The organism is Actinobacillus succinogenes 130Z (genome assembly GCF_000017245.1).
GTDB lineage: Bacteria > Pseudomonadota > Gammaproteobacteria > Enterobacterales > Pasteurellaceae > Exercitatus > Exercitatus succinogenes.
This window is the reverse complement of the sequence record NC_009655.1, coordinates 1395500-1412604: the sequence shown is the minus strand read 5'-3', so window position 1 is coordinate 1412604 and position 17105 is coordinate 1395500. Positions and strand designations below refer to the sequence as shown.

Genomic DNA, 17105 nt, shown 5'->3' with positions numbered 1-17105 from the left:
AACAATTTATAGTGCTTCCCGTTAGTCGGGGTGCCGCGAAAATCGGCTGAGAAAATACCCGGGAACCTGATACAGTTAGCACTGGCGTAGGAAACTAATTTTCTGTTTTGACTCTTTCGTTTAGCTGTTGACTTGTTCTATTTTTATCTGTACGGGAGCAAATCAATGATTCATTCAGTTCTATTAAACCGCAAAAAAACTATTCTAAAATTAACCGCACTTTACCTCTTTTCCGGCTGGCTTCTCCCCATGACGGCTCAGGCAGAAGGCAGATTAAATATTTATTGCAGTGTACAAAATACCGCTTGCGAAAAAATCAGTCGCGCCTTTGGTGAAAAATACAATGTAAAAACTCAATTTGTGCGCAACAGCACCGGCACGGTATTGGGTAAAATCAGAACCGAAAAGGATAATCCGCAGGCGGACGTGTGGTACGGCGGCACTTTGGAACCCCATTTACAGGCGGCGGATCTCGGGTTATTGGAAAAATACCGTTCGCCGAATCAAAAATACATTATGCCGCGCTTCAAAAAATTGATGGACCAGCAAGGCGATTACATCTCGGTGATTTATCTGATGGAATTGGCCATCGGGGTCAATACCAAAAAGTTGCAAGCATTGAACGTCAAACCGCCGAAGTGCTTTAAGGATTTATTAGCCCCCCGCTTTAAAAATCAAATTCAGTATGCGGATCCGCGCGTATCCGGTACGGGATATTCCTTTATCACTACCCTCGCGGCACTGTGGGGAGAAGATAAAGCCTTCGATTACTTAACCGAACTGAATAAAAACGTGGCTCAATTTTCCAAAAGCGGTTTGGCCACCAGTAATCTGGCGACAGGCGAAGTGGCAGTGGATATCAGTTTTATGAACGCTTATTTGCGCGAACGGGAAAAAGGCGCACCGGTCGAAGGCGTACTACCTTGTGAAGGCGTAGGTTATACATTAGGTGCCACCAGCATTATCAAAGGCGCCAGAAATTTGGATAACGCCAAATTATTCACTGATTGGGTATTAACGGCGGAAGCGCAGGAAATCCCTTGGCGGGAAGCGAATTCTTATCAACAGCCGACAAATATTCATGCCAAGGCTTACCCTAAAGCCCGTCTGCCGCAAACCGTCAATTTCATCGATCTCGATGTTATCCGTTTCGGTTCGGATAAAGAAAGCAAACGCCTGATTCAGCGCTGGACGGATACTTCGCTAAACCAATAATATTTGCACATTTAACGGTAACGGCATGTAAGTTCCCACTTCATGCCGTTATGAAAAAATCACTGAAATTTGACCGCACTTCCTGTTTTGCGCGTCTTGCTTACTTACTTTCGAACCCGTTTAGGCTTAAACGTTCCGTTCCCGTATATACTGTCGCACGTCCTGTGCGGGCAAAACCGATCAAGGTTAAAGCCGTGTCTTTCGCGGTCCGTACGGCTAAATCCGTCGCCGCAGAAATAGCAACTAACATTTCAATGCCGCAAATTGCGGTTTTTTGTACCATTTCATAACTGGCGCGGCTGGTACTGACGACGAAACCTTGCGGACGACCGCTTTTAGCATGCCAGCCCAGCAGTTTATCCAATGCCACATGACGCCCTACGTCTTCACGGATTGCCAGTAATTCGCCTTGTGCCGAGAAAAACGCAACGGCATGGGTTGAACCGGTTTGTTTTCCCAGCGACTGCGCCTGTTGTAATTTAGCCAGACAATCATCCAATAAATTCAGCTCAAAATGTAAAGTGCGGTCGGTTTTCGGCAATTTTTTAATGACCTGTTCCAATTGTTCCGTACCGCAAATACCGCAACCGGTACGCCCGGTTAAATTACGGCGTACTTCTTTGAGTCGCACAAAACACCGGGTTGCCAATTCGATTTGCACTTCAATGCCGCCACAGCTTTCCAGCACATCAATTCCGTAAATATCGGCAGGTTTGTCAATAATCCCTTCCGTCAGAGAAAATCCCACGGCAAAATCTTCCAAGTCTTCGGGGCTGCACATCATCACTGCGTGAGATATACCGTTATACACCAATGCCGCCGGCACTTCTAACGCCAAAACATCACTCTTATTCTGTAAAATGGCTTTTTCATCGGATTTTTGAAAGAAAGTGACGGGCGTAATGGTGGTAGAATTCAAAGTGCGGTCCTTTTTAATCGTATTTTTTAAATATTTTAGAATGTATTGTGTGACTCTACAATCTGAAAATCAATAAATTACGGTTAAATAAAAAGCGTTCTTATTTACTGTTTTTTTTGACAATTTTGCTAAAAAATTGACCTAAATCACAGAAAATAACCTATATGCACAAGATTAGTTATAGATTTACCTATAAAAACTCGGTATTCTTAAGCCATTAATCTAGGTATTTTTTACTTTTGATTAACATTTCCATAACGAATTTTTCTTAACCCATCTCCTCATTCGGAGTAAGGACAATCTATGCAGATCACAAGACGTAAGTTCTTTAAGGTCTGTGCAGGAGGCATGGCGGGGACGTCTGTTGCAGCATTAGGTTTAATGCCTACCGCAGCATTTGCCGCACCACGCGAGTATAAACTTTTACGGACAAAAGAAACTCGTCAATCCTGCACATATTGCGCAGTCGGTTGCGGCATGCTGATGTACAGCATGGGTGACGGCTCAATGAATTCCCGCGGTAAATTAATCCATGTGGAAGGCGACCCGGATCATCCGGTCAGCCGTGGGGCGCTATGCCCGAAAGGCGCGGGCGTTTTAGATTTCGTCAACAGTCCGAACCGAATCCAATATCCCGAATACCGTGCACCGGGTTCCGATAAATGGGAACGTATTTCCTGGCACGACGCCATTCACAAAATCGCTAAATTAATGAAAGAAGACCGCGATGCGAACTTTCAGACGACCAACGAATCGGGTACGCCGGTCAATCGTTGGTTAACCACCGGATTTCTCTGCACATCGGCGGCAAGCAACGAAACGGCGCTGATTTCCCAAAAATGGGCACGTTCGCTCGGCTTGTTGTTTATCGATAACGTAGCGAGTACCTGACACGGACCAACGGTAGCAAGTCTTGCTCCATCATTTGGTCGCGGTGCCATGACCAACCATTGGGTTGATATAAAAAATGCGAACGTTGTCGTCGTAATGGGCGGTAATGCCGCTGAAGCTCACCCCGTGGGTTTCCGTTGGGCGATCGAAGCAAAAAAACAAAACGGTGCGAAATTAATGGTGGTCGATCCCCGCTTTAATCGTACGGCTGCGGTTGCCGATTTCTATTCTCCTATTCGTTCCGGTACGGATATCGCCCTGTTGCTGGGTGTCATCAAATACCTTCTGGATAACGATAAAATCCAGCACGAATACGTAAAACACTATACCAACGCTTCTTTCCTGATTAATGAAGGTTTTGATTTCAAAGACGGTTTATTTACGGGATATGATGCGGAAAAACGTCAATACGACAAATCCACTTGGTCATATCAATTGGACGAAAACGGTCAACCGAAACGTGATTTAACGCTTCAGGATCCGCGCTGTGTTATCAACCTGTTGAGAAAACATGTTGAACGTTATACGCCGGAAATGGTTGAACGCATCTGTGGTACCAAACAAAAGGCGTTCCTCGAATTCGCCGAAACCATCGGTTCTACTGCGGTACCGGATCGTACCATGACTATCCTCTATGCCTTAGGCTGGACTCATCATAGCGTCGGTGCGCAAAATATCCGTACCATGGCGATGATTCAGTTATTGTTAGGTAACATCGGTATGGCGGGCGGCGGTATTAACGCATTACGCGGTCATTCCAACGTTCAAGGTACGACGGATATGGGCTTGTTCCCGTCCATGCTTCCGGGCTATATTCCGTTGCCGATTGAGACCGATACTACATTAGAAAGTTATATCAATCGTATCACACCTAAAACGGCGGTAGACGGTCAAACAAACTATTGGCAGAATACGCCTAAATTTGTAGTCAGTATGCTGAAAGCTCTATATGGTGAAAATGCGACTAAAGACAATGAATTCGGTTTCCATAATCTTCCTAAGCAGTACACCAAGAAACTGGATCAACTTCAATATGTCGATTTAATGGCTCAAGGCAAAGTTAACGGTTATCTCTGCCAAGGCTATAATCCGATCGCCTCTTATCCGGATAAACATAAAATTTCATCCGCGCTGCGCAAATTAAAATTTTTAGTGGTAATGGATCCGTTAAAAACCGATACCTCCGAGTTCTGGCAAAATCACGGCGAATATAACGACGTAAATCCGGCGGATATTCAAACCGAGGTATTCCGTTTACCGAGTATCTGTTTTGCGGAAGAAGACGGTTCGATTGCAAATTCCGGCCGTTGGCTGCAATGGCACTGGAAAGCCGCCGAACCGCCGAAAGATGCCAAACCGGATGTGGATATCTTGGCTGAAATTCGCGAAGTCATGCTAGAGATGTATGAAAAAGAAGGCGGTTCTTCTATCGATACCATAAAAGCGATGTCATGGGATTACGCTAATCCGTTAGAACCGAAATCCGATGAAATCGCCAAAGAAAACAATGGTTATGCATTAGAAGATCTGTACGATGTCAACGGCAATCTTATTGCGAAAAAAGGCGAATTGCTCTCGAGTTTCGCACAGTTACGCGATGACGGTACTACCTCATCCGCTTGCTGGATTTATACGGGTCAGTGGACACAAAAAGGTAACCAAATGGAAAAACGCGATAACAGCGATCCTTCCGGTTTAGGTAATACCTTAGGCTGGGCTTTTGCATGGCCTGTCAACCGTCGCGTACTTTATAACCGCGCCTCGGCGGATTTATCCGGCAAACCGTGGGATCCGAAACGCCAGTTAGTAAAATGGAACGGTAAAAACTGGAACTATATCGATATCGCAGACTTTGGTACCGCTCCTCCGAACAGCAACGTTATGCCGTTCATTATGAATAATGAAGGTGTCAGCCGTTTATTCGCACTGGATAAAATGGCGGAAGGGCCGTTCCCGGAACATTACGAACCGGTCGAAACGCCTATCGGCACCAATCCGCTTCACCCGAATGTGATTTACAACCCGGCGGCGCGTATTCTGGATAACGATAAAGCAAGTTTCGGTGATGCCAACGACTTCCCTTATGTCGGAACGACTTACCGTTTAACCGAACACTTCCACTGGTGGACGAAGAACGCTGATCTCAATATGATCGCTCAACCGCAACCATTTGTTGAAATCAGCGAAGAACTGGCCAAGGAGAAAGGTATCGCGCAAGGGGACGTAGTGAAAGTGACATCCAAACGCGGTTATATTAAAGCCAAAGCCGTAGTGACTAAACGTATTAAATCGCTTGAAGTCGACGGTAAAAAAGTCCACACCATCGGTATTCCGCTCCATGGCGGATTCATGGCGAACGGACGTAAATCGTTCTTACCGAATACTTTAACCGGCCGTGTGGGGGATGCCAATACGCAAACCCCTGAATACAAAGCGTTCTTAGTGAACATCGAAAGAACAACGGAGGCACTGTAATGTCAACTGTACAAGAACAAAACATTATCAAGCGCTCTGCTACTTCCGCCGTGACACCGCCGCCACAAGTGCGCAAAGACGTAATCGAAGTTGCCAAACTTATTGATATCACTACCTGTATCGGCTGTAAAGCCTGCCAGGTCGCCTGTTCCGAATGGAATGATTTACGCGCGCCGCAGGAAGAATGCGTGGGGGTTTACGATAATCCCCGCGATATGAACGCCCAACAATGGACGGTAATGAAATTTAATGAGGTGGAAGAAAACGATCGTCTGGAATGGTTAATCCGCAAAGACGGTTGTATGCACTGTGCAGAGCCGGGCTGCTTGAAAGCCTGTCCGGCTCCGGGGGCGATAATCCAATATGCCAACGGCATCGTGGATTTCCAAACCGATAAATGTATCGGCTGCGGTTACTGTATCGCCGGTTGTCCGTTCAACGTACCGAAAATGAACGATGAAGACAACCGTGTGTACAAATGTACCCTGTGTGTGGATCGCGTCAATGTGGGACAAGAACCGGCTTGCGTGAAAACCTGCCCGACCGGCGCTATCCATTTCGGCACGAAAGAAGAAATGCTGCATTATGCTGAACAACGGGTAACCGATTTAAAATCCCGCGGTTATGAAAATGCCGGCATTTACAATCCGGAGGGCGTCGGCGGAACGCACGTAATGTATGTATTACACCATGCGGATAAACCGGAACTTTATTCCGGCTTGCCGAAAGATCCGGAAATCGACATCACCGTCAAACTTTGGAAAGACATCTTAAAACCGGTTGCCGCTGTGGCAATGGGCGGTTTGGCGTTAGCCGAAATTGCCCATTATGTAGGTGTCGGTCCGAATAATGAAGAAGACGTGGACGACCATCATACGGAATTCGAGGCGTTAGAAGAAGCCGAGAAGAAAACAAAAGTTCGTAAAGGGGGACACCATGAGTAAGCAAAAAAAACTTACCGAAATTACGCAGGACACCAAAATCCTACGTCATAAATTCCCTGCACGGGTTTCACACTGGTTCTTGGTAATCGCCTTTTTCCTCACCATGTTTACCGGGGTGGCGTTCTTCTTCCCGGATTTTGCCTGGTTACATGAAATTCTGGGTACGCCGCAACTGGCTCGTGCCATTCATCCGTTTACGGGTATTATTATGTTCATCGCGTTTATTTTTATGGCGTTTGTGTATGCCCATCATAATATTCCCGAAAAAAATGATATTCGTTGGGCGAAAGGCATCGTAGAAGTCCTCAAAGGAAATGAGCACAATGTGGCTTACAACGGCAAATACAACCTTGGTCAGAAAATGTTGTTCTGGACCTTGATTTTGGCGATGGTCACCTTGCTGGTAACCGGCTTAATCATGTGGCGGAAATATTTTTCCGGTTACTTCTCCGTCACCACCCTGCGCATTGCCATTCTGTTGCATGCCGCCAGTGCTTTTGCCTTGTTCACCGGGATTCTGGTGCACATATATATGGCATTCTGGGTGAAAGGTTCTATCCGTGCTATGATTGAAGGTTGGGTGACCGTTCGCTGGGCGAAAAAACACCATCCGAAATGGTATCGCGAAGAAGTATTACCCGAGCTGGAAAAAGAAGTTAAAAAGAATACCCGGGATTAATTCGGGCTATTCATAAACGGCTTCAAGTGCGGTCAAAAATCTTTACGATTTTGACCGCACTTTTCATGTTATCGGCGACCTAATAATAATTGCGTACTGCAGAATCAGGTAAAATACGTTAAAATCATTTTTATAAATAACGAACGCCCTTTAGCGATTCGTCTCAATCGCTCATTCAGCGGCAAAAACAATCGCTTTTTTGACCGCACTTTTATTCATACGGAAACAATATGGCAATTCGAATTCTTCCCGAAAATGAAATCAAGCAGGTTGCAAGTTCATTCCAAAACCCGCCGCTACTCTTCTCTTCTCCCCAAAATCTTTATGCGCGCCGAGCCCAACGTTTACGTCAACTGGCAGAAAATCATCCGTTCAGTGATTATCTGTTATTCGCCGCCGATGTCGTCGAAGCGCAAAATCTGATTTTTGCGGAAAATCCGCTGGAAAAAACGGAATTTACCTTTAACCAGCTCCGTCCTTTAGACATAAAACATTGGCCGCGCAGTGCCAAATGGCGCGAATATTTGAGCGCGCTTTTAGCTGAAATCAAACCGCGTGCCAATGAGCAAATGATCGGCACCATTGACTGTTTGGAAAAAGCGTCGTCAGAAGAACTGGAACGACTGGCCGATAAACTGCTGGTACAGGAATATGCTCAAGTCGCCAGCGATAAAGCGGTATTTATTTGGGCTGCATTATCCCTTTACTGGGTGCAATTGACACAATTTATTCCTCATCACGCCATCATGGAAAACGCCGAAGATCTGCACACCTGTCCCGTTTGTAATTCGGTTCCGGTTGCCAGTGTGGTGCAATTCGGTTCAAATCAGGGATTACGCTATTTACACTGTTCGCTGTGCGAAAGCGAATGGAACGTAGTCCGCGCCAAATGCACGGTCTGCGATCAATCGAAAGAACTGGAATACTGGGGAATCGATACCGATAAAGAAACCGTAAAAGCCGAAACCTGCGGCGATTGCCACAGCTATTTGAAAACGGTTTACCAAGAAAAAGATCCCTATGTCGACCCTGTCGCCGACGATTTAGCCAGCATTTTCCTCGATATTGAAATGGAAGAAAAACAGTTCAGCCGCAGCGGGTTAAACCCCTTCGTTTTTCCCGCCGAATAATCGACAAGCAAGGCATTTCGCCTTGCTTTTTTTTCGAATTTCACCCTATACTACGAGGCAAAATTCATTATTGACGCCGAACGGGCGACAATTCACCATCATTAAGGAAATATTATGGCATATCAAGTCATCGCCTTTGATCTTGACGGTACCCTATTAAACGGTCAGGGGCAAATTCTGGAAAGCAGCCGGAAAGCCATTCGGCAGGCACGAGAAAAAGGTATTAAAATCGTTTTTGTCACCGGACGCCACCACACCGCCGTTAAACCTTATTATCACCAAATGGCGCTGGACACGCCGATTATCTGCTGTAACGGCACCTATATTTATTATCCGCAAACCGACGAGGTAAAATCCGCCAATCCGCTTTCGGCGGCACAATGCCGTAAAGTGCTGGACATTGCCGATAAATATCAAACCCATTTGCTCATGTACAGTCGTAACGCCATGAACTATATGCGTTTAAATCCGCATATGGAGAAATTTCAGCAATGGGTGATGAGTTGTCCCGCAAACGTACGTCCCAATGTCCGAAAAATCGAAGATTTCAATACGTTGATTGATAACCCTGCCGAGAACATCTGGAAATTCGTCATCAGCTCGCCGGATCGCCAAGCTATGGAAAGTGCGGTCGAAGAATTACCGGTTTCCGAATTCAGTTGCGAATGGTCGTGGATTGATCGCGTCGATGTCGCTAATAACGGCAATAGTAAAGGCGGACGCCTGCTCGAATTACTAAAACAATGGAATATCGATCCGCAAAACGTGATTGCTCTCGGCGATAATCATAACGACACCAGCATGCTGAAATCCGTCGGATTAGGCGTTGCTATGGGTAATGCGGACGATACCGTAAAATCTCAGGCAAAACGCGTTATCGGGTCAAATAACGACGACAGTATCGCCCAATTCATCCGGGAAATGATCTAGGAATGACGCATGACAGAGCAAATCAAAAAACTGGATCCCGATACCGCCATTGATATCGCTTACGATATTTTCCTTGAAATGGCGCCTGAAAATTTAGATCCCGCGGATATTCTGCTGTTTAATATGCAGTTTGAAGAGCGCGGTGCCGTGGAATTTGTGGAAACCGCTGATAATTGGGATGAAGAAATCGGCGTTTTGATTGATCCGGAAGAATATGCGGAAGTTTGGATCGGTCTGCTCAACGAAAAAGACGAAATGGATGATGTTTTCGCCAAGTTCCTGATTTCTCACCGTGAAGAAGATCGCGAATATCACATTGTGTGGAAAGAATAGTCAAAACCAATTAATTTACTTGGTTTTCTGTAAAATCTTTGCTAAACTGACCGCACTTTTTGGGGCTGATTCTGGATTCGACGGGATTGGCGAAGCCCAAGGTGCACGTCGAGGTGCGGTAGGCCTCGTAAATAAACCGCAAAAAAATAGTCGCAAACGACGAACAATACGCTTTAGCAGCTTAATAACCTGCATTTAGCCTTCGCTCCCCAGCTTCCGCTCGTAAGACGGGGATCAAGCGGAGTCAAACCTAAACGAGATCGTGTGGACGCTTCGGCTTGGAGATCGAAACACTAAATTGAATCAAGCTAGTTTATTCTTCGCGTGTCTGTCCGCAGGGGATAAATGAAGTTAAAGACCAGACTAAACGTGTAGTGCTGAAGGTAGAGTAATTTCGGACGCGGGTTCAACTCCCGCCAGCTCCACCACTAACAAATCTCAATAAGTATCAAATAGTATCAAAAGCCTTGAAAAATCAAGGCTTTTCTATTTTTTCTAGTCTCAAATAATCTCACTAAGTATCAAATCATATCAAAAAAATAGTAGTAAAAATGGTAGTAAGATTTTACAATGCCGAAATCTTACTACCATTTTCGAGGAAATCCTATGGCATTACTGGTGAAACACCTATCTGCTGCGCAAATTAACGCCGCCAAACCAAAGGATAAAATCTACTACCTATCCGATGGATTAGGGCTTCGTTTGGCCATAAAGCCGAACGGCACTAAAACCTGGCTTTTTAATTATACAAAACCATACATCAAAAAACGTACAGATAAAACAATCGGGCAATATCCATCCGTGAGCCTTGCTGATGCAAGAGCAAAAGCGCATGAATTCCGCGAGCTTTTAGCAAAGAACATTGATCCACATCAAAATGAAATTGAAAAAGAAAAGCAAGAAAGATTGCCCATGTCTAATACTTTCAGTCATGTCGCTAACGAATGGTTGGTCTACCGAGAAAAAATCGGGATGGAACGGAAAGATTATTCGGAAAAAACAAAAACCGACACAATTAGACGAGTAAACGACGCAATAGAAATACTTGGCGATACGTCATTCAAAGAATTGAAGTTGCAACATGGACTGGCATTATTAGATGCGCACAGAACGCGTGGACAATACACGGAAATGAAAAAACGCCTGTTTGTACTGAAAAGTATCGCAGAATACGCAGAACGTTTCGGTTATTGGGATAGAAATGAATGGCGTTATTTGGGTGAAGATCTACCGTCCCCAGATAAAAACAAACATTTTGCAGCAATTCACTACAAAGAGCTGCCGGAATTTTTATTTGAGCTAAGGAAAGCAAATATTCACTACTCTTCACTTCTGGCTATTTTGTGGGGGTTGCTCAATGTTACGAGAGCGAGCGAAACTGTCGGAGCTAAGTTTTCAGATATTTCAGAAAATGAAAATCTACCGGGTGAATTGGTTTTGACTGTTCAAGTCAATAAGGGCGGAAAAGGTGCTCGTGATCACTTAATACCGTTAAGCCGACAAGCCGGGAAATTATTAACTTTCATCCGAAAGAATTCCACCAGTGACTATTTATTCCCCGCTGCATATAAAAGAGGTCGATTAGTACATATAAACCCACAAACGCCAAATGATGTGATTAAATCGATGGGCGCCGGAAAATATAAAGGAATAATGACAAACCACGGCATGCGTACGTTATTTAGCTCATATTGTAATGATAATAGACTTGAATTAGGGCTAGATCCTGAAATTATAGAGATATGTTTGAGCCATCTAAACGGCGATAAAGTGAGAAATGCTTATAATCGTGCCGAATACCTGCCCTACCGTCTCAAAACTTTGCAGGCGTGGGCTGATTATGTTGAGTTGTGCGCCAAAGGCTTGTTTGATGAGATAAGTACAATATAGATAAAGTGCGGTCGATTTTGACCGCACTTTTTGCTCATTAAGCGTCTGTTTCTTTAATTTTGCCACCAGCGAACATATGCGGGTTCACATAACCCGGATATTCTTCAGGTTCAAAATCTGCTGATGGTTCTTGAATTAATTCATTCAGGCACCAATCGTGCGCACTTTCATTGCGAGCCGGTAAAATTGGGCTAAGTGTAAATGAATTAAGCGATAATGCCGATTTGCCAGCCTCTTTCGTTTTTCGCGATACGTATGAAGCAAGAGTGGCAATAACGGTATTATTGACGTAATCCACATTTACTGCGGTTACTTCGTGATAGTTTGCGATTGCGCCGGTTTGGGCGTCTTCGATTTGTTTTTCAATGTATTTCATGATTGTTTCCTTTTAAGTAATATTTTTACAATTTAAGACTAAAAATGTTCCGCCATAAAATGTGTAGATGTCAGACTTATATAGTGTATTTACTGCGGAAGAGCCTTGTACATTTCTATTAGTGTAGGCATAATAATTAGATCGCACTAGTTGATAATCAATCGTACCTCCTTGAATACGCATACTTACTGTATGATAATAAACTGTTTCTGTATCAACATCTGTAAACCAAGGGATTTGCGCCAATACAACCCCCGCTGTGCTTGTATATGACTTTGTACGGCAATCAGCGGCTGAATATGATGCTAATAGTTGCAATGGCGCAATATCATTTGTCACAATAATTGAGTTATTGCCATCATAAACAGCAATACCATAATTATTATTTGGTACTGATGTTACTTTTTTGACATAAAGCACATCAATATAACCCGAATGAACTCTATCCCCTCGAATTGTATTACTATCCATCGGACAAAAATATGATGATGAATAAGTCACAATAGGTATCTCATCCGCTGTTGCCCCTAAACTTACATGGCCAAAAGCTGGAAAATTTATTCTCGCCGTTCGGCTTTTAACAAAGGTTGGCATAGCCCCAAAATCACTTACCCCATATTGTCCAGGTGAAGTCGTCTGATTTGACGCTACATATAGATCATAAGTGGATTCCCAGGTCGAACCGTCACCATAACCATCAGCTATAGGTTTAGGTTTTATGATTAAGTTAGTACCGCTAAAACGATGAGAGGACACACTAATTACAGTATAGTTTCTCACTGCGCCATTTGTTTTGTGTACCGCTCTACCAAGGAGTAACGCTGCGTTTGTCGGAACCGAAACCCCTAGCGGAACGGTAACTTCATTCATGCTCCCTGTATAAGTGCCACTGGGACTTTTGTATGAAAGTTTTACCGATGTTTTTTTTAATATCGTTAACACATTATCACCAGTCTTGAAAACAGGCTGTTGATTATTGTTGTAGATAGTTAATCCATATTCAGCCATATTATTTATGCTCAAAAATAAAGGTTGATCGCTGTCCAGTGCGATTTAGCGAGTTAGACATATAGTCTGGATATGTCAAACAACGCTTATTGATTGCTACTGATACAGGATCTTTAGCATTAAAGGCATGTCTGATTTTGGTATCCTTATATGTGTAAGATTTGGCATAGCAATCCACTGCCACAGTCTTACCATTGCTTAGCGTCATCTCTAATTGTGGCAAAGATGATGTACAAGCAGTTGCTAAGCTAATTAAGGCTGAAATAGCATATTTTTTCATCATGATAGTTTCCCCATTTTTACTCTTAATTTGCCATTAGCGTCATAAACCATAATGGCTTCGTTGTTGATAACCAACCCAACATTCCCCGTCGCAGCACGAATCGAAACTTGACCCGAACTACTGACCTTGAACAGATTGTTGATGTTGAGCGATCCACCTTCGATATAAGGTGATTTTAAGGTTTGATTTGCCTGAATGTGATCGCCGCGGATAGTATTAGCAATAATACTGCCGCCATGAACCGCCGTAACACCAGCATTCGCCCAAGGGCTTGGCTCGGTGGTATGTTCGGTACATTCTTCGAGCATTGGGCGACCAGCAAATAAAATTTTATTTGCTTGATCGCCTTCTCCTTTCAACCACAAAATTACTGAAGCGGACAAAGCATTATCAGGGGCTTTTGCTTTAACTCTTGCTCGATATGCGCCTTTTGCTAAACCGCCTCGCATTGAGTACGCTGTCGTTACATCAGGACTTGAATAATCAATATATGACCCATCGTCCAAAAAGAAGCGAATAGTTAATGCACCTAATCCGCGATGTACACCGAGATAACAGCTTGCCATATACCAAGAATTAGGGTTAACGGGTGCCTTACTGGAACTACACGTAAATCTGGCAGAAATATCACCATCACAAACAAGGGCTAACATGTTTTCGTTCGGCAAGTAAGAGGTCATGCTCCATGTGGATACCGAATCATGAGAACCAGCGTGTGGATTGGTTGCTGATGACGAGTTCCATAAAGTCCAGCCTTCCGGAACTTTTCTACTGTCTAGGTTCGCAAAAATCGGGTTATACAATAAATTTTCTCCTGAACCGGAAGATAATTTATCTTGTGTCACCGTCCCTGCGACAACCAAATCACCACGAATACCTACCTGACCATCTGCCACACTAAAAACTTGTTTAACATTGGTATCATTCGCATTAGCAACAATACCGAATTTGTCCGCCATGACGATCACACTTGATTCGGTCGTTACTCCGTCCGAACTTGCGCCCATCGCAATGCCAGCAATCGCAGTACGTCCACCACTGATAGCCTGTGTTTTAATTGTGTGCGTGGCACTCAATTTGTTATTCACATTAGTCACAGCGTTGCTGACTGCGGTGATTTGAGCTTTAGTATCGCCCATGGCAGCAGTGACGGCTTGTTGCGCAATGCTTGATACTTCATCTTTGCCCGCTTTTGTGGATTGAAGATTGGCAATCGTGCTTTCAGCGGTGCCGACACGTGCGGTAATCGCTGTGATTTTATCGGCATTAGCCTTGTCACCGTCCGCACGTGCTTTTTGTTCTGCAGTAATGCCAGATAAGGCACTTTCCGCTTTCGCGGTAATGGTAGCTATCTGCTGTGCTTGTTGCGCATCAACGGTTTTAAGCTCGTTTATCGCCGTGCCGGTAGTTTGCGCTTGAGCGGTAATTTGTGACAGGGCATTTGCTACCGCAGCTTGACGCACTTTCGCTTCTTCATCAACAGCTGTGTCAATATCGTTTTTTAATGACGCAATGAGATCTTGCCCTAATTGGGTTTTGGTGATTTTACCTTCCAATGCATTCAACAACGTATCGGGATTATGATCCGCTTCACCAAATACACCTTCGGTAAACAGCCCTTTATTTCCGGATTTATCACCGCAACGAGCAAAAAAGTAATAACTTTCGGTTAGACTTACGCCGTTGATTGTGTAGCTATTCTGCGGATAATGCAGCGTAGCGATTTTAATGGCTTGGCTTACGTCATTTTCCGTTGCTCGCCAAATCTCGGTATAGTTTCCGACACTTGCGGTTTGCGGCAACGTCCAATCTAACTGAATGGCAAAAAGCAATGATTTAGTGGTAAAACTTGAAATGTTTAGGTTGATTTCAAATGTGCGAGTAACGGGATCAGATTTTTGACCGTTTTCATTTTTCGCAAAAATCTGTACGGTATAGCTACCGTCTGGCAAATTTTCAAACGTAAATTCCGGGTCATCCAAATCTAAGTGCGTACTGTAAAGTTTACCGTTACGATACAGTTTAATATCGTACTTGATAATCCCTCTCGCTGATGGCACCGACCAAGTTATTTTCACCCCATCATCCGATAAATCAACATTAGCACCGGCAATTACTGGCGCACCGCCAGAATAAGCCGTGCTATTTGCCGGAATAAAACTTGCGCTGCCGTCCACAATCGCTTCTTTCTGCGGTTCATGCTGAAGTGCGGTGATTGTGTAACTGCCGTCGTCATTTTCGGTAACGCCAATCGCACGGTAAAGCTGTGTTGTTACGGCAGGTGTCTTCAAAATCCAATCATCGGTAGCATTTAAGCCTGTGGGTGTGCTTGCCAAGGTTACCATGGCTTTATTTTTGCTATCCACCGATGAGATTTTGATTTTAACGACTTTCATCTCATCGTTAAGATAGCTCAAATAGCTATCACCGCTGACTTCAACCGCCTGATCAAGTGTGACAGTTTTACCGCTTACCGCAACAACACGGCCACCTAACGTTTTGCCAGCATATTCACTGTCGGCAATTTCAATAATATCCCCAGGTAAGTGCATTAATCCTTGGCGACCTACGGCAAAGGTTATCGTACATTGCTCAAGCAATGATGTAGCCAATACCCATTTTCCCCAACGGTGCGCCTGTCCGCGTGTGGTTGTGGCGAAGGCTGTCATTTTTTTGCTGTTATAGCCGTAACGCGCAATCATCAAATCATCGGCGACATATTCGACCGCACTTTGATACATATTGCGTTCATCGGCAAATTCTACTTCAGCAGCCGTGTAGATTGATTTCAGAGCCGCATATTGGCGGTTGAATTTACCGTCAATCACGTTTGATTGGGTGTATAAGCAAATCGGGTCGGAAGTGCGATCTTGAATAGCGGTAAACTGCGTGCCGGTCCATACTGCAATAGCGCGGAATACGGACGCCATGTCAGAGACAACGTCATAAGCATTGCGTTGTTCTGTGATCCACATATTCGCCGTCATACGCGGTTCTTTGCCACCGAAACCATCATCAACCAACTCATCACAGTATTTCGCAATTTGGTAAAGCTGGAATTTATCTAACCCATAATCACCGATACGTTTGCCTAAACCGGCTAATGGATCGGTTACTAAATCGTAAAACACCCAAGCAGGGTTATTTGTCCAGGCTTTTTTCCAATCACCTTTCCAAAGTCCGGCGGCGTAAGTGCGTTTTTCAGGATCGTAAGAACTCGGCACTTTAATAATGCGACCGTAAAGTAGAAAGTTTACATTTGGGAAATTTGGGTTATAGCGTGAATCGGTTTTAATACCAACCAATGCCATATTCGGATATGACAGCTTTGTATCAATAATTTCCGTGTAGCTCACCCAGTTAGTGGCATTTTGTAGGCGCTGGCTTTTTGAATCCGGCGTATTGCGCTCTACAGTGATATTAAACGGACGTTCCGGCAAATTATCAATGATATAGCATTTGTAAAATCTTGATGATGATTTACCGTTAATTTCAAACGAGGAACGGAACCGCCCATTAATTAACACGCTGAAAGAAACACTTGTGCCGTTAGTATCGCCTTGGTCATTCTGTGAGTAAAGCGCGTTGACCCCGAGAGTTAAACGAATGCGAGTGACATCAGGATCGGTTACGGTGCGAGTAATTGGCGTAGTGTTTTTAACTTCGGTATTTACCGTCACTTCACGTTCCGACATTTCAAAGCCTTTTAGTGGCGCTTGATCTTGCGTGCCGAGCGTAAATTGAATTTCTGTGTTTTTGTAGTTAAAACTGTCTTTGTCGTTATCATTAACGCCGTTTTCGTTTTGGATTGGCGTATTGTCAAAATAGGTTGATTTCCACTTGTTTACCGGTCCTTTAATCGGCCCTAACGAAATCAAACCAATCGCACGCAAGCGCTGCGCTGATTTAAGCGTGTCGCGTGCTTCATAAGGCGTATGACCGCCACCACCACTTGATTTACCACCCATAACTATTCCTTAAATAAAAAAAACCGCCTGCGGAATAATCCGTAAGCGGTTTTATCTCTTTATA

Annotated in this window: 13 protein-coding genes, 1 other RNA gene and 1 riboswitch; of the genes, 9 read left to right on the top strand and 5 right to left on the bottom strand. The window is 44.3% G+C overall.

The annotated features are described in order from the left end of the window. Positions 1-16: 16 nt before the first annotated feature. A riboswitch (TPP riboswitch) is annotated at positions 17-110 on the top strand. Positions 111-165: 55 nt separating this feature from the next. Then, the gene (locus ASUC_RS06640) at positions 166-1215 is read left to right on the top strand and encodes an ABC transporter substrate-binding protein (RefSeq protein ID WP_012073004.1); all 1050 of its coding nucleotides are present in this window, start codon (positions 166-168) and stop codon (positions 1213-1215) included. 100 nt (positions 1216-1315) lie between these two features. Here ASUC_RS06640 and fdhD read toward each other — a convergent pair whose 3' ends face one another. Then, complete coding sequence (gene fdhD, locus ASUC_RS06635) at positions 1316-2134, bottom strand: formate dehydrogenase accessory sulfurtransferase FdhD (RefSeq protein WP_012073003.1); 819 nt, start codon at positions 2132-2134, stop codon at positions 1316-1318. A 303-nt stretch (positions 2135-2437) separates the two neighbouring features. On the opposite strand from fdhD, the gene fdnG reads away from it, so the two are divergent. The 8 genes from fdnG (at position 2438) to ASUC_RS06595 (ending at position 11406) form a co-directional block, all read left to right on the top strand. After that, complete coding sequence (gene fdnG, locus ASUC_RS06625) at positions 2438-5500, top strand: formate dehydrogenase-N subunit alpha (RefSeq protein ID WP_083757690.1); 3063 nt, start codon at positions 2438-2440, stop codon at positions 5498-5500. Next, complete coding sequence (gene fdxH, locus ASUC_RS06620) at positions 5500-6444, top strand: formate dehydrogenase subunit beta (protein ID WP_012073000.1); 945 nt, start codon at positions 5500-5502, stop codon at positions 6442-6444. Before fdnG ends, fdxH begins: the two co-directional genes overlap by 1 nt. Next, the gene (locus ASUC_RS06615) at positions 6437-7123 is read left to right on the top strand and encodes a formate dehydrogenase subunit gamma (RefSeq protein ID WP_012072999.1); all 687 of its coding nucleotides are present in this window, start codon (positions 6437-6439) and stop codon (positions 7121-7123) included. The genes fdxH and ASUC_RS06615 overlap by 8 nt, the downstream gene beginning before the upstream one ends. 230 nt (positions 7124-7353) lie before the next feature. Beyond that, on the top strand, positions 7354-8253 hold the full coding sequence (gene fdhE / locus ASUC_RS06610; protein WP_012072998.1) for a formate dehydrogenase accessory protein FdhE: 900 nt from the start codon (positions 7354-7356) through the stop codon (positions 8251-8253). Between the two features lie 114 nt (positions 8254-8367). Continuing rightward, positions 8368-9183, top strand: coding sequence for a pyridoxal phosphatase (locus ASUC_RS06605; RefSeq protein WP_012072997.1), 816 nt, complete (start codon positions 8368-8370; stop codon positions 9181-9183). Between the two features lie 9 nt (positions 9184-9192). Beyond that, positions 9193-9516: an HI1450 family dsDNA-mimic protein gene (locus ASUC_RS06600; RefSeq protein WP_012072996.1), complete on the top strand. Its 324-nt coding sequence runs from the start codon at positions 9193-9195 to the stop codon at positions 9514-9516. 61 nt (positions 9517-9577) lie between these two features. Further along, positions 9578-9944: a transfer-messenger RNA gene (ssrA, locus tag ASUC_RS11140) on the top strand. Positions 9945-10122: 178 nt separating this feature from the next. Continuing rightward, positions 10123-11406: a tyrosine-type recombinase/integrase gene (locus ASUC_RS06595; RefSeq protein ID WP_012072995.1), complete on the top strand. Its 1284-nt coding sequence runs from the start codon at positions 10123-10125 to the stop codon at positions 11404-11406. A 37-nt stretch (positions 11407-11443) separates the two neighbouring features. Here the strand turns inward: ASUC_RS06595 and ASUC_RS06590 are convergent, their stop codons facing one another. Genes ASUC_RS06590 through ASUC_RS06575 form a run of 4 tightly spaced genes read right to left on the bottom strand, consistent with a single transcriptional unit; the run spans position 11444 to position 17041 of the window. Beyond that, positions 11444-11782, bottom strand: a complete 339-nt coding sequence (locus ASUC_RS06590) for a hypothetical protein (protein WP_012072994.1) — start codon at positions 11780-11782, stop codon at positions 11444-11446. Positions 11783-11794: 12 nt separating this feature from the next. Beyond that, positions 11795-12790, bottom strand: a complete 996-nt coding sequence (locus ASUC_RS06585; protein WP_041834639.1) for a hypothetical protein — start codon at positions 12788-12790, stop codon at positions 11795-11797. Between the two features lies 1 nt (position 12791). Next, positions 12792-13073, bottom strand: coding sequence for a hypothetical protein (locus tag ASUC_RS06580; RefSeq protein ID WP_012072992.1), 282 nt, complete (start codon positions 13071-13073; stop codon positions 12792-12794). Continuing rightward, positions 13070-17041 (bottom strand): host specificity protein J, encoded by a 3972-nt coding sequence (locus tag ASUC_RS06575; protein WP_012072991.1) that lies wholly within the window; start codon positions 17039-17041, stop codon positions 13070-13072. Before ASUC_RS06575 ends, ASUC_RS06580 begins: the two co-directional genes overlap by 4 nt. Positions 17042-17105 lie beyond the last annotated feature (64 nt).

Coding starts and splice junctions, on each gene's coding strand:
- ASUC_RS06640 (WP_012073004.1), top strand. CDS start 166: ATGATTCATTCAGTTCTATTAAACCGCAAAAAAACTATTCTAAAATTA.
- fdxH (WP_012073000.1), top strand. CDS start 5,500: ATGTCAACTGTACAAGAACAAAACATTATCAAGCGCTCTGCTACTTCC.
- ASUC_RS06615 (WP_012072999.1), top strand. CDS start 6,437: ATGAGTAAGCAAAAAAAACTTACCGAAATTACGCAGGACACCAAAATC.
- fdhE (WP_012072998.1), top strand. CDS start 7,354: ATGGCAATTCGAATTCTTCCCGAAAATGAAATCAAGCAGGTTGCAAGT.
- ASUC_RS06605 (WP_012072997.1), top strand. CDS start 8,368: ATGGCATATCAAGTCATCGCCTTTGATCTTGACGGTACCCTATTAAAC.
- ASUC_RS06600 (WP_012072996.1), top strand. CDS start 9,193: ATGACAGAGCAAATCAAAAAACTGGATCCCGATACCGCCATTGATATC.
- ASUC_RS06595 (WP_012072995.1), top strand. CDS start 10,123: ATGGCATTACTGGTGAAACACCTATCTGCTGCGCAAATTAACGCCGCC.
- ASUC_RS06590 (WP_012072994.1), bottom strand. CDS start 11,782: ATGAAATACATTGAAAAACAAATCGAAGACGCCCAAACCGGCGCAATC.
- ASUC_RS06585 (WP_041834639.1), bottom strand. CDS start 12,790: ATGGCTGAATATGGATTAACTATCTACAACAATAATCAACAGCCTGTT.
- ASUC_RS06580 (WP_012072992.1), bottom strand. CDS start 13,073: ATGATGAAAAAATATGCTATTTCAGCCTTAATTAGCTTAGCAACTGCT.
- ASUC_RS06575 (WP_012072991.1), bottom strand. CDS start 17,041: ATGGGTGGTAAATCAAGTGGTGGTGGCGGTCATACGCCTTATGAAGCA.